The organism is Thalassotalea coralli, assembly GCF_055786205.1.
On the sequence record NZ_JBVVBK010000009.1, the window covers coordinates 70,060 to 87,741 of the forward strand.

11 protein-coding genes are annotated in these 17,682 nt (G+C 38.3%); 7 read left to right on the forward strand and 4 right to left on the reverse strand.

The window, feature by feature from the left end:
- Positions 1-222 precede the first annotated feature (222 nt).
- The 5 genes from ACOB80_RS19410 (at position 223) to ACOB80_RS19430 (ending at position 3,530) form a co-directional block, all read left to right on the forward strand.
- Positions 223-399, forward strand: a complete 177-nt coding sequence (locus ACOB80_RS19410) for a hypothetical protein (RefSeq protein ID WP_473167530.1) — start codon at positions 223-225, stop codon at positions 397-399.
- Entirely contained in the window at positions 396-575 is a 180-nt protein-coding gene (locus tag ACOB80_RS19415) for a hypothetical protein (protein WP_473167531.1), read from the forward strand. Before ACOB80_RS19410 ends, ACOB80_RS19415 begins: the two co-directional genes overlap by 4 nt.
- A 155-nt stretch (positions 576-730) precedes the next feature.
- Positions 731-982: a hypothetical protein gene (locus tag ACOB80_RS19420; protein ID WP_473167532.1), complete on the forward strand. Its 252-nt coding sequence runs from the start codon at positions 731-733 to the stop codon at positions 980-982.
- A gap of 287 nt (positions 983-1,269) precedes the next feature.
- Positions 1,270-1,650, forward strand: coding sequence for a CPBP family intramembrane glutamic endopeptidase (locus tag ACOB80_RS19425; protein WP_473167533.1), 381 nt, complete (start codon positions 1,270-1,272; stop codon positions 1,648-1,650).
- 686 nt (positions 1,651-2,336) lie between these two features.
- Positions 2,337-3,530 carry a Card1-like endonuclease domain-containing protein gene (locus ACOB80_RS19430; protein ID WP_473167534.1) on the forward strand — a complete coding sequence of 398 codons (1,194 nt, stop codon included), beginning with the start codon at positions 2,337-2,339 and terminating at the stop codon, positions 3,528-3,530.
- 323 nt (positions 3,531-3,853) lie between these two features.
- Here ACOB80_RS19430 and ACOB80_RS19435 read toward each other — a convergent pair whose 3' ends face one another.
- Positions 3,854-5,110 (reverse strand): alpha/beta hydrolase-fold protein, encoded by a 1,257-nt coding sequence (locus ACOB80_RS19435; RefSeq protein WP_473167535.1) that lies wholly within the window; start codon positions 5,108-5,110, stop codon positions 3,854-3,856.
- A 260-nt stretch (positions 5,111-5,370) separates the two neighbouring features.
- Positions 5,371-7,605: a winged helix-turn-helix domain-containing protein gene (locus ACOB80_RS19440; RefSeq protein ID WP_473167536.1), complete on the reverse strand. Its 2,235-nt coding sequence runs from the start codon at positions 7,603-7,605 to the stop codon at positions 5,371-5,373.
- Between the two features lie 214 nt (positions 7,606-7,819).
- On the opposite strand from ACOB80_RS19440, the gene ACOB80_RS19445 reads away from it, so the two are divergent.
- Both ACOB80_RS19445 and ACOB80_RS19450 read left to right on the forward strand, forming a co-directional pair.
- Complete coding sequence (locus ACOB80_RS19445; RefSeq protein ID WP_473167537.1) at positions 7,820-9,205, forward strand: alpha/beta hydrolase-fold protein; 1,386 nt, start codon at positions 7,820-7,822, stop codon at positions 9,203-9,205.
- A gap of 337 nt (positions 9,206-9,542) precedes the next feature.
- Entirely contained in the window at positions 9,543-12,455 is a 2,913-nt protein-coding gene (locus ACOB80_RS19450) for a hybrid sensor histidine kinase/response regulator transcription factor (RefSeq protein ID WP_473167538.1), read from the forward strand.
- Positions 12,456-12,465: 10 nt separating this feature from the next.
- Here ACOB80_RS19450 and ACOB80_RS19455 read toward each other — a convergent pair whose 3' ends face one another.
- Entirely contained in the window at positions 12,466-15,558 is a 3,093-nt protein-coding gene (locus tag ACOB80_RS19455) for a ligand-binding sensor domain-containing protein (RefSeq protein ID WP_473167539.1), read from the reverse strand.
- Positions 15,559-15,686: 128 nt separating this feature from the next.
- The gene (locus tag ACOB80_RS19460) at positions 15,687-17,429 is read right to left on the reverse strand and encodes a S8 family peptidase (RefSeq protein WP_473167540.1); all 1,743 of its coding nucleotides are present in this window, start codon (positions 17,427-17,429) and stop codon (positions 15,687-15,689) included.
- Positions 17,430-17,682: the final 253 nt, after the last annotated feature.

Consider the following 17,682-nt stretch of genomic DNA (forward strand, 5'->3'; position numbering starts at 1 on the left):
ATCGCCACAACATTTTCACAACATAAATACAACATTCATATTTACCATAAAAATCATTGATTTAAAAAGGTTCAACATTAAGGTGCAACTTTATCCCATTGCGCTAATCCTCTCGCCTGCTAAATTAAAATTCGACTAACTTAAGGTCAAAAACAAAATCGTTGGTAAACATGCCAACACAGGTTAACTCGACGAAAAACGTCGAATACAAGGAGAGTAGAAATGCGTGAATTAAGCGTAAATGAATTACAAGAAGTTAACGGGGGCTGGATTTGGGTAAGAGCCGCTTTCGAAGCAATTGGGGCAGCCTTTATCATAGATGATGCTGCAGAAAACCTTGAACAAGGCTTCATAGAAAGAAAGACGGAAATACTTGCAGCAAAAGGAACAGCCAAATGAAAGAATTAAACAGTGCAGAAATATCACAAGTTACAGGTGCTGGCATATGGGACAATTTTTGGCGAGGAGTTGGGCGTTGGATGGCTGATCATGCATACTCGGAAGAAAACATTAGAATTCTAACTTCAGATCCAGCAGCCATTAGAGCCGAGAATCCAAATGATCCTCTACTTTAAAACACTTGAGTAATAGCCTGATAGCCAAGTTTTAGGCCGCTAGGCGCAAGTAAGATTTTAAACGCTTTGGGTTTACAAGTCTTACTTGTTTAATCAAAGCGCACAAGCCAACTCCACATTCGCACCTATTTACTTTAACTAAGGAAAGGAAACCAATGAACACTTTTATCCGTAAAGAAATAAATAAATTAAAAAAGCACAAATTACGACACTCTATCCGCTTATTTTTAGACGTTTTCTCAATATTGTTAGTAATGCAGTGGATATATTCGGGCATCTCCTCGTTGAACCAATTTGGTGAATTTAAAGTAACTTGGGTTGATGACTGGATTTTTAGTGCTGCACCTATTGTTTGGCTTTTCCTTATTAGCACGCTAACTTTTGTCTCAATCAAATATAAAGAATAGCGCGCTACAAGAATAAGCTGCATCTCCATGTTCAGGATTTATACCTTAGATTTTCTCGAGTAATGAAATATTTAAATCTTACACTCTTATCAATGGGACTAGTTACTTTACCCATATTACTTTACGTGATTGCACTCCAATTTATCGAATCCTTAGATTCTGAATATAAGTTGTTTGTTTATTACTTAGCTTTTGCTTTAGCTATTTTTTTACTGGGTCGCAATACTCAGTTCAAGAGGATTAAGCCATTTAATAGAGACCAGCTAATAATCATTTTTTATGGCTTCATGGCAATATACGGGATAGACAAAATCGTTTTTACTGTATTCGGTGGAACAGGTGTATCAGCATTTCCCGCAGATAAAACGTCATACATTGTAAACTTTATTTCCTTAGTTATTTTATCTCCAATATTAGAAGAAATTGCTTTCAGGGGGATTTTATACGAACGCTTTAAAAAAGAGTCTTTAAAAGTACTAGGTATGTTTATCAGTACCTTACTTTGGGCGCTGATACATTTCAGCTATGAAGCGGGCTTTTCTTACTACCTAGCAATATTTTTGAGTGGATTCGTGTTTTGTTATCTCGCAGATAAAAGCAACGGCCTTTACCTAGCGATAATTGTGCACATGCTTGTCAACCTTCTTCACCTTTATGCCATGAGCTAAGCAGCCTAACTTATGACATAAAAATAGAGGAAAAACAGAAAAGGAATAACTAAAAGGATTCGATAAATGCTCGCAATAATCAAAGACCTATTAACAATTTTTTTGGTGACTCTATTTGTTTGGTCCCGTTTCACGAGAAAAGAACTTAATAAACCGCTCGTGTTAGTTTTAAGTTTAGTACTAGGTGTTTTGATATCGTCTAAGTATTTGGCACCAGATAGCTATTTGCAATTCTAAACTCTTTAGTCGCAAGGAACGTATTATGGGAACAAGAAGTTATTTATGTTTCATGGCCTTTCCAGTTTTGACCAAAACCTTAAGGAGAAATTAAAATGAGACTTATCATCGCAACTTTTTTAACTGTCGCTTTTTTCAAAGTTATCTCACTTGGCTTAGAAAGCGATTTCAACCCTTTTCACTTATCTGAAGGGTTAATCTTTTCAGGGATTAAATTAATAGTTTTTGCCTGCGTCTTCTTTATGATGACTAAATTGGTACAACGGCTCTTTCCTACAAAAGGACGGAGAATATAAATTTATTCAATGAGAAGTTTTAATATAAAAAGTCGATAGACCTTTAAAAAGTAAGTAACTTTTTATGGGATAAATGCTTTTCCTTTTGTATAGTGATTAAATTCAAAAGGGATAAAAGACCATACTATGCTCGACAGGCTCGAAAGCCCCCACATGGAAAGGCTTACAAATGCAAACAGCGACTCAGAGTTACCACATTCAGAAATAGCGCCAGCTATTCATATCGGCTTTTTAGATAACAATGCTATCCATGCTATATCGCCTTTGCTTGATAAAAGAATCTCTGTTGTTAAAGCCGTTTACTTATATGAACCACTCATGGCGCCTAAGCTAAGTGCTTTTACTAAAGTCGCCAGCGAACATAACATTGAAGTTTCTTTTATCGAAATTAAACCTGCTAGCGTTACAGAGCGACAACAACAGCTACATTCAGTTTTAGCCAAGTTAACTATAGACAAGCAAAGTCATTACTATTTCAATTTAAGTTGCGGAAATCGCTGGCAAGTGCTGGCCGCTCATACCTTTGCGTTAAGGCACAAAATAAACTGCTATCTAATAGACGTACAAACCGATGAGCTTAGTTGGCTGACATTAGAGCAAGAGCGAACGTTAAATGTTTCAGATACGATCTGTTTGCGAAACTTTTTTCGTGCCTATGGCAGTGAAATAAATAATCAACAAGAATCTGTCGATTACCTAAGCAACAAGTGTATGCCAACACTTAAAAAATGGTTAAAAGGAGCAAAGAATTTCCAGCATGGATTTGGGCTACTTAACAAAATTACCATGGCAACCGACAGCGCCAATATTTCTAAGCCGTTAACGCGTTACTTGAATAAAGAACCGGTTTTCCGCCGGCTTATTAATGACCTTAATAAGCTCGGCTGGGCTCAATTAGACAACAAAAACCGTCTTCATTTCCGTCATCATGAGCTAAAAAAAATCATTGCTGGTGGTTGGTTAGAATACGTTACCTTCGCATTCATAGGTCAACTAAAAGAAACCGTGACAACAATTCAAGACGTGAGCTGGGGTGTAGAAGTCGTGCGCAACCAAGAAATGTTGGAAAATGAATTAGATGTGGCTCTGCTTGCCAATAACAAACTCCATATTCTAGAGTGTAAAACGAAAACATTTCCTAGTGGTGAAGTTAAATCTATTATTTATCAATTGGATGCTTTAGCAGAAATACTCGGCGGGTTTAGTGCAAGAGGAGCTTTAGTAACGCTTAAGCCTGTATCACACAATGACTGGCTTCGTGCTAACGAGCTTGGTGTAAAAATTTTTGGTCCAGAGCAATTACCTGATCTAAAGCGCCACCTTTCCAACTGGGTGAAACGTGCATAACGATTACGCTGAGTAATATAAATGAAAAAGTTGCTGCACTATTGTTGAGCTAACCACAATATCTGCGGCTAGCCCGATAGTAAAACCTACGATTTTAAGTGTTTTTTTAGTAGCTTTATTCACCCTTAAACGCTCCTTATTCAACGAAATATCTTAACTTTAGCACTGAAAAAGAAACCTGCTAAGTCGACGATAAAAAAGATAATTGCATTTATAGTGTAGCTGTCTTCATTAAGCAACTTTTGTATTAAAAGTCCTTCGTGTACCGGTCTTAAAAGCATAGATTTAGTAAAAAAGTTAATACTCATCGTATGTAAGAATCGCTAATTCCTTTCTGACAACAATTCAATTTCTTGTCGATATTCTTCGAGCACCGCTTCAGAGATAGTATTAATTTTTATCGCACTTTGATAAGCATTTATCGCTTCTTGTGGCTTTCCCGTATTCTTGTATAACTTGGCGAGTGCTGCCCAATATCTATGATCATCTGCTCGTGTTTCTAGCGCAGCTAGGTAAGCTTTTTCAGCGCGTTCTGTCATACCGTGTTTAATAAAAAACTTAGCGAAAAAGTTATGCCAGCCAGTCACTTGATATGTGCCAAACGCCTGTTCAAATTGATTAAACTTGTCAATATTGTCTTCTTCTACGGCATAGCGGAATAAACTGAATTGTGTTGGCCCAGCTACTTGGTCGCTGATATTAAAGCGTTTGGCACGCTCCTTGTAATAGCCTTTAACAGCTGCTATTCCTCCAAACTCGTCAAAGTCGGCCATAGAGTAAAACAAGATCTCGGAATAGCCGTCGAAATACCACTCTAATCCATGGGTTAGTGCATCTAGTGGAGAAGTGAAATGATCGTAGCGCATCGAAAAACGATCAAAGTAGTTATATTTCCAATGAACACCTGATTCAGGATACTTTTCAAATAACGCAGTGAGTGACTCATGCCCCGGTATTGCGTGCTTTTCTTGTTTACCTAAAGATAAATAAAACTTAGTGTTTAAGTCTTTATTAGCTTTTAATACCTGCTCTGTATTTTTTAGCTGCTGCTCACCGTAGTACGGACCGCTAGCAAGCAAGTAACCATCAAACAAATTTGGATATTCATTAAATACTGTTAAGCCAAACATCGCCGCAAACTGCCAGCCAAAATAAAATTTCTCACTTGCCGTCGGATAATTTTTATCGATAAAAGGCACGATTGTGTTTGCTAATAGATCAGCAAAGCCTTGCGCTTGGCTGGTAAGCTCTCTGCCCCTAGTGGAATTTTCAGAAATCTTTGTGGTATTGATACTCACCACTAAATATTTAGGGCTAACAGTAAACACCATAGCACCAGGTCTTAGTGCTTTTTGATAACCAATCGCGTTATAGAAATAATGCTGACCGTCCATCACAAAGAGTGTGATCAATTTTTCATCTGGGGAGCTCAACTCGGGCTGATAAATATCTAAAGAAATATCTTCGTTAATTTTAACGCTAGAGAAGCCGTTGCTCACAGGCTTAATGGTAAGGTCACTGGCTATAGCTGACTTGCTTATCAAGAACATTATAGCTAGCAAAGAAAGTAAACGAGTCAAACCAAAACAGTCCTTAAGAAGTCTTTTTTTGAAGTAGATAACTTTAGGGAGGGCTATTTTTAAAAATTTATGCGCTTTGTTAAAAAACATAGTAAACCTGTACTTATCAAAAAATAATTTTTCGTCGAACAGGCTTTTTATCGTCTTATGTAGCTAACAACCAGTGAACTAGCTTAGCTTTAGCTGATGAATAGCTGAGGTTTTCATGTTGCCTAATTATTAATAACAAAATCAGTAAGGTAGATTAAGTTACTTGATCACTATTCTACCAACACTACTTCTTTTTTAGCGGCTATATATTGTTCCGTTAGCAATAAATTACCCCGTATATCGGAAATAAATGAGGTCTTGGGTTTTAAAGTCATTATTGGCTTTGACGACAAATCACTTAAATCAAGTTGATGCAACACACGTTGCTCGTGATTAATCCAATAAAGGCTATGCTTGTTCTTGGCGGAGTTGTTATTATTAGATAATACATTGTCGGCTGGTAAAATCGCTAGGCGCGCACCTTGTGCTAGCAGTTGCTTATCAATCCCTTGTGATGATGCTTGATCATTTGCCACTTGCCAAAGATTTCTTTCTCTGTCTAACAGCAATAGGCCTTCTTGATAAAACCATGCTTTTTCCAGCTGATCATAACCTAAAGACTTAGCTTCTCCCGTTGTAAGGTCTAACAAAAACAATTCTCTGACTTTTTCGCCATTAGCAATAACAAGCATGGTATTGTCGAGATACCAGTGGCTGATATATCGAACGGCTACATTGGGTTCTACACTGGAAAGCTTGCCTGCTAGATCGACAATTTTAATACTATCGTGTTGAACAAAGGCGATAGATTTACCATCAGGCGACCAGAAAATAACGTCGATAACGCTGTTGCCTTCGAAAGAGGTTAGCTTTCGCGCTTGCCCTTGCTCTAATAACCAAATTTGATCTTCACCCGTTCGGTTAGAAACAAATGCTATCAAGTCACCGTTTGGCTGAAATTTAGGAGAATATTCTTGTGCCGTTGTGCGAGAAAGGCTTGGGTAAGGCAAATACACTTGATTAAATGCAACTGAAGTTTCTTTTCCTTTTGTAGACTCTTCACCGCTAAAGCTAGCGTTAGAGTCTAGATTAGGCGCAGCTAAGTCATTCAGTTTTATCAACGCTATATCACTATCAACCTGCCCGCGTATAGCTGCCAACAAGTGCTTATTAGGGTGCATTGATAAGAAGAACAAACCGTTTTCAGGCAATTCAATTGGTGAAACTTTGCCATTGAAAGATAAAGTAAAAGCGCCAGCACCGTTTGAATAAATTAACGACTTTCCACTTTGTGCAAAGCTAGGTTCAACAAACTGATAGGTACCTTGAATCGCCGGTCGTTCGATAGCAACTTGGCTAACCTGGTTTCCTTGAAGATCAAGCATAGTTAACCAGTCAGTGTTATCTTTATCTCGACTTATCACGGCAAAACGCTGGCTAGCGCCATGAAAAGCATAAAAGTAGATGCGCTTGTCAATTTGTTGATGAAAGCTGGCAAGTTTACTTTGTCTGCCATCCCAAACATCAAGCTGATAACGGTTATCTTGTAGACTTAAAAAGCTATAACGGTTGTTATCTAGAGCATAAACAAGTTCGATAGGGTTTTCAGAGCACTGATAACGCTCTACCATATCCGCCTGTCCATTAATTGCCTGAGCAAAATCCATCGTTTGAATTGACCAGCATTGCTGAGGTTTCTTTTGCTGCTCTACCGTTAAGTCATTTTCAACTTGTTTAAGACAGGCTTTTTGAAGCGCAACCGCTAATTCGCCGCCATCTTTGGAAAAGCTAGCACGCCCAAAATTAGCCGCTTGTTTCGTTAATTGAAATTCTTGACCACTGGCTAAATGTTTCGCCCAAATATGGCTTTGACAAAAGTCCATATTTCTCGAAAAAACCAAATATTCGCCATCGGGTGAGAATATTGGGAATAGATCGTTTTCATCACTTTGTGTAAGTTGTTTAATTTGGCTATATACATTAGGTTTGGTGGTATTATCTGTATATAAAAACGCCCAGAGAGCAATACAAAGTACCATAGCAACACATAAATAAACATAGTGAAGTGCGGTACCTTGAGTCACAGTAGATTTGCTTTTCTCACTAACTTTATCAGCGGCTAACTCGGTATCAGTTTTAGGTATATCTTGCCAGCGAACTTTTCCTACTAACGAATAACCAACTTTAGGGTGTGTTTTTATAACCTGTTGCGCTTTGGCATCATCACCTAATGCTTTTCTCAATTGAGCAATACAACGTTGCAATGCATTTGGTACTACTTCGACATTAGGCCATATTTGCTCTTTTATCGTTTGATGCGTAACCACTTCACCTGCATTTTCAGCAAGTAACAATAAAACCTTTAACATTTTAGGTTCTACCGAAATGTCTTGCTCTTGATAAACAATGATCGAACGAGATAAATCGACAAAGCTGTCGTTAATATAAAAGCGATGTGTATTCATAAAGCAACATTCAGGTGGTTATGTCTGTCATTTTACCCAGAGGTCGTTAGCAGTGTCTAGTTAACGCTCACCTCTTAACTTGTTGTTATCAATAAAATTAGCTGGCAACACATTAACATCAGCTAAACATCAGCTTTATCTTATTGCAGTTTATTCACGACAACGACAGGCTAGAACAACGAATACCAACTTGTTTCAAATAACGGATTACCTTGTGTTTATCAATAAAATGTATACCAATAAATTGCTGATTCTAATTGCATTGCTTTTTAGTGTTTTGCATTCGAATATCGCGTTAGCTAAATCAAAGGATGCTGTTGCAGGGCCGCAACTTGACCATCCACTCAATAATCAAGGATTACGTTTAACAATCCCTTCTAAACTGTTAGGAAAAGCTCAACAAATTACGCTGCACTTACCTGAAAGCTATGCTAAAAATAGTGGTCGGCACTACCCACTTTTGGTTTTGTTAAACAGCAACTCCTTTTATCTCGATAATTTAGAAAATCAGCTAATAAGCTCGGTTAAATTACTGCAAAAACAACAGCTCATGCCAGACGTGATAATTGCAGTAGTAGAGCAAGAAAACTGGTACGGTTCAGCGATAAGTGCAGGTGATACGTTCAGTCAATTTATCGCTGATGAGCTAACAGCCTTTCTCGATAAACAGTATCGCACACTCAATAAAAAGATGTTGTTCGCCTATTCGTATACAGCCGCTTTTACCTTAAACAACAGCGATGTTTTGTTACCAAAGTTTCAGACGATATCTGCAATTTCACCCGTTTTTCCTGACGTTAGTTACATTGAGGAGTCAGCAGAGACGTTAAAATACTACCGTGGTGACAACAAAATATTGTTTTTTACTGAGCAACGAAACCCTACTGATACACAAATCCTGTTGAAAAAGCTTAATCAAGAGTCGGCTCTTAGTAACATTAACGACAATAGTTATTTAACAATTGCCGAAGAAGCCTCTGTTACCCATCAATCCATTTTGCCACTTGCTTTCGATAAAGCGATTACACAGTTTTTTTTAGATTACTCATTACTCAATATCGCTCAGCAAAAGGTAGATTATGCGCAACTAAAAGAAGCTTATCAGACAAGCCGTCATTTTTATCAACTTGAGCAAAGCTCTGAAGATTTGCTCTCACTTACAACAAATACCGCCCAGCATAGTTTAAAGCTTGGCTACTTCAGCGAGGCATTTGATTTATGGCAACATAGTGAAAGTAGGTTTAAGCATTATTTTATTAATCGTTGGGGGGACCGTTTTTACGCCCTAGACAATATCAAGGCGGCGAAACGCACCTGGTATGGACTGACAGAACTTTACCCAAACTCCCCTTTTGCCTGGCAAAAGCTAGTTAAGCTCAGTAGAGAACAAAACAACACCGCACTTTTTGAAAAGGCAAATAATGGCTTTAACCAAGCGTTAGAAAACTTTACTCAACAAGATCACAACATGTGGGTTAGCTATTCACACTCTTTGAAGCAAAATAACCCCAAACTAGCGCGTAAAATTATCGATAAAGTATTAAGGCAAGATCCTAATAACCAGGCGGCAAAGTCTTTTAAAGATGAAACTAGCAGCTAACACTGGCAACAATAAATAACTTAAAATAACTCAACTTCAAATAAGTTCACCAATATCGAAACAGATAAATCCAGCTAGGTTAGTGTAAAATTCCCCCCTGACCTAGCTAGCCATTCCAGCAATGCTATCGGGACATTTGAGTGTATAGAATTGTTGTCGAATATCCTTATCTCTTTGATCTTCACAACTATAAAAATTTACCATTTTTTGCTATAAATAGAGGATAAAAACAACGATAAATATAACAACAAATATCAAGTTGGAGACTTCCCTTTTGCCTTTAAAACTCTACCAGTATGCCTTCTTCAGCTGTTTAGCCATTTTGATAGTTTCTAGCATGTCTTTAACACTCAATATTTATTCAGACAAGATTGCGTTCATGTTGCCAGTGACCTTGTTGCTGTCTACAGGGTTAACCTGGCAAATTTCAAAATCAACACAGTACTCGGGCAAAAGACTTTTTTCTCGTTATTTTTCGATAGCACTCTTCATGTTGCTCTTGTTATCTGTGTCGCATTTGCTGAACGTTGGTCGCCATCAAGTAAACATAGTCACCTTATTAAACTTATTAGTTTTCTTATTTTTATTTTTCTCACTAGAAGCACGTCCTCACCGCACTGACGACACAAGTCATGAGAAAATAGGCGATTACTTGCCGAGCTTAATAGCCGTGGTTCTTGCTTTTGCTTACCTTATTATTACCCCCGAAGTAAGCAATGATGAAAACGCATTTTTTCAAAATACCTTATACTTCCAATGTCTAGCAACCTGCCTACTTGTTATGAGGTTGGCTCTGGCGTTTTTACAAACCAATGTTAACGATTGGAAAAAGGTTTATGTACTATTTATTGCTGCAACAATTTTGCATCTAGTAAATGTGTTAACCATCATAGAACGCCCGTTAGCGGCCAATATTCCTCCTTTAAGTTTAATTTTGTGTATTACCACAGCTACGATAGTCTCAAAAGCAATTATCGACTTGAAAGCCGTCAACCAATTTGATGGCAAAGGGCTAGAAAAAATTAGCCAAGAAAGCTTTATCATCCTATGTTCAGTATTATTTGTTTCTGGTCATATTGCCGCTATAGCTTGGTCGGAATCTATCGAAGTAAATCCGTCGCAGCACTTAATTTTGGTTTGCTGGTTAGCATTCTCTGCGTTATTTTTACTCTTTTTTCAAAAGCGAAAGCATGCTTTGCTAACGCACGCAAAAGAGACGAACTCAAGATTTGAAAAAACCTATTACCGTCAAAAGCAAGAGATTCAAAACCTTTCCGAGCAACTGTTAAACAGTGAAGAAAAAGCCATAGTTAGAGCATCAAACAATGCCATTTTAACCAGTGCGCCAAATGGTAAACTATTGTCAGCCAATCCAGCAGCGGTTCAAATGTTTCAAGCATTAGAACAAGAGCTTTTAAACCAGCATGTTTCATCACTCTTTGATAACAATGACGAAATGCATTTCTTTTTTAATTACCAAAGTAACTTAAATAAACTTGAGCGTCAGGATCATGGAATTACCACAGAGTCTGTCGCTAGACGCTCGGACAACAGTACCTTTCCAGCTCAAGTAGAATTGCAATGGGCCGAACGTGAACAAGGTGCGGTCGTGGTTATTACTATCATTAATTTAACCGACAGAAAACTTGCTGAGAAAAAAGCGCTTGATCAGAAGGATCAGTTTTTAGCGAATGTATCTCATGAGTTTAGAACACCTCTTACTATCATTAATGGCTTACTCGACCAATACCTGTCGAAGTCAACAAATAGCGAAGAAATTCAAGACTTAACCACAGCTAAGAAGAATGGCTTACGCCTAGTTAGAATGGTTGAACAATTGCTTGAACTGTCTCGTGTGTCTGCTAACCCTCGTCTGCAACTTGGACGATTCAAGCTAACAACCTTAATGAAACTGCCCCTAGATTCGTTTAGCAAGCTAGCAGAACAAAACCAATTAGATTTTTCTTATTCACTTGAACAAGAGCTATGGCTAAATAGTGATGCACAAGCATTTGAAAAAATCATCTTCAACCTGTTATCCAATGCTTTTAAATACACACCTTCGGGCGGACAAGTGAGCGTGCAAGCGAGTAGCTCAAACGACAATATATTACTCGACGTGGTAGATACTGGCATTGGCATTAGCGAACAAGCGCAATCTAAAATATTTGATCGATTCCAGCGCGACGAAAAAAATAAAGAATTAGGCGCTTTTGGCGTAGGAATCGGGTTATCGTTAGTAGCAGAGCTAGTTAAAGCTCACCATTGGGATATCTCTTTTACCAGTGAAGAAGGCGTTGGAACAAAATTCACCTTAATCATCCCTAAAGCGAGACCTATTGAAAAAGAAGATCATGCCCCTTCCAGTGTGTTAAGTGACGATATTACTGCCCTGCTGCAATCCCAAACAGAAATGCCAGTGAGGAAAAACAAAGCGCATAACCTAGTAGCCTTAGTAATAGAGGATAACAAAGACATGCAGTTGCATTTAAAACAAGTGATAGAACAAAAGTTTCACTGCATTTTTGCCGACGATGGAGAAACAGGTATTGAGCTCGCCATCAACTACATTCCTGACATCATTGTCTGTGATCTCATGTTAACCGGCATAGACGGCTTTGAGGTGTTACAATATTTAAAACAACATGAACTCACTTCTCATGTGCCCATTGTCATGCTTACGGCTCGCTCCGATTTGGACACTAGACTAAAAGGTTTATCTCTGCACGCAGACGATTACTTGTGTAAGCCTTTTAATCAACAAGAGTTACTCTCGCGCATGGGTAATCTATTATCGACAAGAGAAAGTCTAAAACAGTCCTATTTATCTGAATTCAAAGAGAAACTTAAAGAAAGTCGCAAAGAAGAAAGTCAGGAAAAAACCAAAGAATTGGCGGTATCACCAATGGTAATGCAATCTCAAGATGACAAGTTTTTAGAGAAGCTCGAAATTGTGATTGCCAAACATTACGTAGAGCCTTCTCTCGATATATCGCTACTCGCTAAACTTATGGCAACCAGTGAAAGGCAATTACAACGCAAATTAAAAATGCTACTTGGGATCACCCCGAGTAATTACATTAAAGAATTTCGCTTGTCTAAAGCTAAAGAGATGTTACTCAGTGGCAGCCAAGTAGGAAGAATTGCTATGGATGTTGGCTTCTCTTCTCAAACCTATTTCGGCAGATGTTTTAAAGAAGCATTTAACTGCACACCAAAACAATTTCAACAACAACAGAAAAACCAATAAGTAAAGCCAACTAATTAATCGTTAAATTGGTTGGTTTTACTAAATGTAATTGCTGCTCCAGTTCTTCAATCGTTTGTGATTGAAGAATTTTTATCATAGATAAGGCTTCTGATTTATAGCCAGAAACACCTAGCCACGAATAACGGCCGCTCTTTTTCATCAAGAATATTAAGTGCTCTAAAATAACGTTTATTTTATCCCACTCAATGGCAGCAGGGTTTTCAATATCAAACGGGAAAAAGCCATAGGCAACGGTGACTGTTATTGTTATATCAATTGCCGAAGCTCGACTGGCTATTCTTTCGCTAAGCTCGGCTGCTTTTTGTTCACTTTCACTACCAATGATAGCGAAAACATGATCTGATAACCGAACAACAATATCATTTTTATTCCCAGTATATTTCAGCAATTCAACACAATCTAACAAATGGTGCGCTTTTACTTCCTGTGTCGAAGATAAATCTATCAGCACCACATAGAGGCGCGGTAACACCCCTCTGTGCACAGGTAATAAATTGCCATGAATCTGGGTTAAAAGCTGCGACGCCTGTTCGATATAAATATCCATATAGCGTCGGCTTTTTGCGTTAGTTAACTTATCTTTGATAGCTAAATTTTCGAGTTGATTATTAGCTGCTTCAAGCTGTTCATTTTTCTCAGCAAATTCTTTTGTTTTTTCGATAACTTGTCGTTCTAATTCTTGCTGTCTTAACTTCTCTATAACCAATTTTCTATTTATCGCACGAGAATATGACAACAACGCAATTGCGATCAGCACCACGTAAATAGTATATGCCCACCAAGTATTCCATGGCGCCGGCGCTATCGACACCTTTATTAGCGGTGTTGGTTCACTCCAAACATTGTCGCTATTTTTCGCTTTAACTATTAGCTCATACTCACCCGAAGGTAAGTTGGTGTAATTCGCTTTTCTCGATTTACCTGCATTTATCCACTGCTCATCAAAGCCTTGTAGTTTATATTCATACTCTGTCGTATAAGGGTCACTGTAATTTAAACCGACGTACTCAAAGGAGATGAGTTGATCTGTATGTCCAAAAGAAACTTTCTTAACTAAGCTGAGGGGCTGGTCGAAAGTTACGGGCTTATTTAATCGAGAAACGCCAATTAACCTGATTTTAGGGGCAGCGTGACTTTGATTTATTTTATCGGGATCTACTCGGGTAACACCGTTAGCACTACCAAAATACAAGGTATTGCTTTCATCAGTAAAATACGCACCATGATTAAACTCTAGTTCGGTTAAACCGTGGCTTAAACCAAAATGTTTAAAGTTTTCTGTTGCGAAATCGTAACGAGAAATACCTTTATTGGTGCTAATCCAAATGCCACTCTGTTGATCTTGTGCAATGCCATAAACGGTTCTGCTTTTCATTCCATCGATTAAGTTCATTCGAGCAAACTTAAAGCTATCACTTTGTTGTTCAGCTAAAGACAACATATTTAAGCCTGCCGCTTGTGTCCCTACCCAAATATTTTCTTTGGCATCGATAAACACTAGCCAAGCTAAATCACTACTGATAGTGCTAGCGTCTTGCTCATCATGCTGAATATGCCTAAAAGTCTCATGCACAGGAGAAAAACGATTTAACCCCCCACCATAAGTTGCGAGCCAAAACATGCCATAACTGTCTTCTACAATTCTCATTACATGATTAGAGCTAGGTCCTAATTTCGGTGTAACATCTTGTTTAACGAAACGCTTAAACTTTTCATTGACCAATTTGTTAATGCCATTATGAAAAGTTGCTACCCAAATATCTCCCGCCCCCGACTTTAAAATATCGGTGACACTATTAGCTGACAAAGAAGCGCCATCACCCTTTTCATGTTGATAGTGTTTGAAGCTCAACGAATCTAGATCTAGGTAATACAAACCTGAAGAACGAGTTCCTATCCACAAATGTTGATTTTCATACAAAATTGACATGATACGAAGGTCGCTGAGTTCTCGTGGGAGAGTAACAGGTTTGATCAAATTTTCAGATTTACTTAACTGATAAATACCGCCGCTATAGGTACTGAACAAAACACTTTCTTCGTTATAAACGGTGAAGTCTGTAACAGTACTGTTTTGTAACTCAGGATACTTTTGCGCATTAAATTGGGTAAAAGTAGTTAATTTAGGATCCCATCGATTAACGCCAGATAAAGTACCGATCCACATCAATTGTTCATCATCTTCAAACAGAGTGAGAATGAAATCATTTTTTAAGCTATATGGATTAGACGCTAAGTGGTGGTATTGCCAAAAGTTACCTTTATCTTTGTTGTATATCATTAACCCTTTATCACTAGCTATCCAAATCTGACCTGTGCTGTCTTGAATAATGGCTTCGATAGTATTACTGGTGATACTGGTTTTATCGTCTGAATTAAAGACAAAATGCTCTATGTCCGTTGAAGACAAATTGTACTTATGAAGGCCCAAATCAACGGTACCTACCCAAACATTGTTATCTTTATCTTTGTATAGGGTGTTAATCAGCAACAAAGGTTTACCTTGGTAAGTTAGCTCTACATGCTTGATAAAATCGCCCTGAAGATTAAATGCGCTTATTCCCCCGCCTAACGTACCGACCCAAATCTCATTGACGCCAACCTGCAAAATAGTATGAACGACATGATGTTTAAGCCCATTAAACTTATCTGTTTTGTGCTCAAGGTGTTTAATTTGCCAAAGACTCTGTTCACCCGAAATAATTGAGACACCTTGTTCAGTTCCCGCCCAAATCTTACCTTGGCTATCTTCCAGTAATGCGTTGACATTATTATGCGCAATTGCAAATTCACTAGATTCTTGAAACTTAAAAAAACCCTGCTTTTCGTTGATAAATAAATTAATGCCTCCACCTCTGGTTGCTGTCCATAAGCGCCCTTTTGAGTCGACAAAAACGCGGCTAATAACATCAGCTCCAAGGGAGTTAGAGTCAGCCGAGTCGTGGTGAAAGCTTACAAACTGATATCCGTCATAGCGATGCAGGCCTTCTTGGGTACCAAACCACATAAAGCCTTGTTTATCTTGGGTAATGCTACGAATAAATTGATAGGAAAGTGGGTTTTCTGAACTAAAATTTGGCAAAAGATTTAGATCCTTTGCCAATAACGAAGTGGGGATTAACCACAATAGCGCGAGCATTAATCTGTACATCTATTTGGTTATCCCCTTAAATGCCAGCATTCGATAGTATCAATCGAATGCTGTTAAATTTACTGTTGGTCTACCCAATGGTTCACTGAAATTCCTTCTGCTTGTGAAAAATCGATACTGTTCTTCCAAATAAAGCCGTCAACATCGACGTTGTTTTTCCAAATAAAACCGTCTGATGCCAAAGAATTTTTCCAGATAAAACCGTCGGTAAAAACAGCGTTTTTCCATATAAAACCGTCTGTTACAACCGCATTTTTCCAGATAAATCCATCAACATCAATGTTGTTTTTCCAGATAAAACCTGTGCCGTCAAGAGCAGACTCGGTTGTCTTCCATTTATATTTATCACCTAACCCTTCAATAAAGTAGTTACCAGATTCATCTATATTAGCCGGCCCATAAAAGTGGTTTGTACCCGTTAAGTCTTGCTCAATATCCAACTCTTGATTAGCACAGTATCTATCAGAGCCAATCAAGGTTTCCCTAACATTAACGATGCCTGCACCCTGCTGAAAAACGCTGTAAGCAAGATCACCATTTGACTTAAAAGCCATCTTGGCACCACTCATCACTCGACATTTTACTTCATCGGGCGTGAGGTGTGGCTCTTGCGTTAACAATAGCGCGACTAAGCCAGAAACAGCTGCTGCGGCCTGTGAAGTACCAGACATTTCAAAATAGCGACCACCATCATGAAACTCAGGATGCTCTTGTACGATTTGGCTATCAAACGACATCAAACCGGCAACGTGACCACCTGGAGCGATTACATCTGGCTTTACAAACCCTTCGACAGTAGGACCGGCAGCACTAAAAGTTGCCAGAAAATCATCACTTTCATTGTAAATCGAATAAGCATCTGACACAGCACCGACAGTAATAATATAAGGCACGTTTCCTGGCACACCTATTGTCATTGGGTCAGGACCATTGTTACCTGCAGATGCCACAATGACGATGCCTTCTTGCCAGGCCTTCATCACGGCAATATTTAAAGGATCATCCCAATAAAATGAACGCACAGGCCCTGAAAACGACATATTTAGTACACGCAGGTTGATGGCATCTTTTATCTCAAGCGCCCATTCAATACCGCGAATAACATCGGCATACGTAGCTTTACCTTCATGATCAAAGGCTTTGATACCAACACTTGCCGCGTTAGGTGCAATTCCATAAATTCGACCATAAATATCATAATCACTGTTGTTAGCAACACTTGCTACATGCGTCCCATGTCCGCTAGCCTCGTCATCATAGTTATGAAGAGTATCATTAATGGCATCATAGGTGCCCCACGCTTTGTCATTGCCATATAAATCATGTGACAAGCCATTTAGCTGATCTAAGCCTGTGTCTAAATAGCCAATAGTGACATCGTCACCAAAATTGTAAACAGCATGAGCTTGATCAGCACCTATCATTCGATTTACATCTGCCAGTGGCTGCCAGCGCCTTTGCCCTGAGCGCCAATGAGATGTTGAATCAGTTACCTCGCTGTTAGCCTGTAACTGATAGTTTGGCGTAACTTTAACATCCACCATTTCTTTGATTGTTTTTAACTCTTCATTAGTCAATGAAACAGCGACAGAATTAATGATATTTAACCTGTGTGTTGGTTCTAAAGACAAACTGCCTAGAGCCGACTCTAAGTCATTTAGATTTTTTGCCGAAATCAAATAAGACGTTTTTTCTTGTGCTTGATTTGCTTTATTATTTAAAGAAATAATCAACACAATAGACAATACAAACGCTAGTGATGCACTAACGAGTTTTAACGGATTTTTTTTGGTTTGAAACATGCTCTCCCCCTGTTCAAATAAACGATTGAGCAATTATATTTTTAAGAGAAACCTTTCTTCAGTGCACAATCATTCCAGCTATCAAACAAGTGTTTGAACTAGTGACACCATGAGTATTCACCTTAAAAAAGTCAATAATTTTTTTACAAAATAGTTACAACAAATTGAAAAAGATAAAGAGCTTCAGCCATAACTATTTGGCTTACTTTGCTTTTTCAACAAAACAAAGTTAAAAGATAAAAAGACTTTAAAT

Bases quoted from the DNA above. Each gene is read 5' to 3' on its own strand.
- ACOB80_RS19420 (WP_473167532.1), top strand. From the start codon at position 731: ATGAACACTTTTATCCGTAAAGAAATAAATAAATTAAAAAAGCACAAA.
- ACOB80_RS19425 (WP_473167533.1), top strand. From the start codon at position 1,270: ATGGCAATATACGGGATAGACAAAATCGTTTTTACTGTATTCGGTGGA.
- ACOB80_RS19415 (WP_473167531.1), top strand. From the start codon at position 396: ATGAAAGAATTAAACAGTGCAGAAATATCACAAGTTACAGGTGCTGGC.
- ACOB80_RS19460 (WP_473167540.1), bottom strand. From the start codon at position 17,429: ATGTTTCAAACCAAAAAAAATCCGTTAAAACTCGTTAGTGCATCACTA.
- ACOB80_RS19430 (WP_473167534.1), top strand. From the start codon at position 2,337: ATGGAAAGGCTTACAAATGCAAACAGCGACTCAGAGTTACCACATTCA.
- ACOB80_RS19410 (WP_473167530.1), top strand. From the start codon at position 223: ATGCGTGAATTAAGCGTAAATGAATTACAAGAAGTTAACGGGGGCTGG.
- ACOB80_RS19450 (WP_473167538.1), top strand. From the start codon at position 9,543: ATGTCTTTAACACTCAATATTTATTCAGACAAGATTGCGTTCATGTTG.
- ACOB80_RS19440 (WP_473167536.1), bottom strand. From the start codon at position 7,605: ATGAATACACATCGCTTTTATATTAACGACAGCTTTGTCGATTTATCT.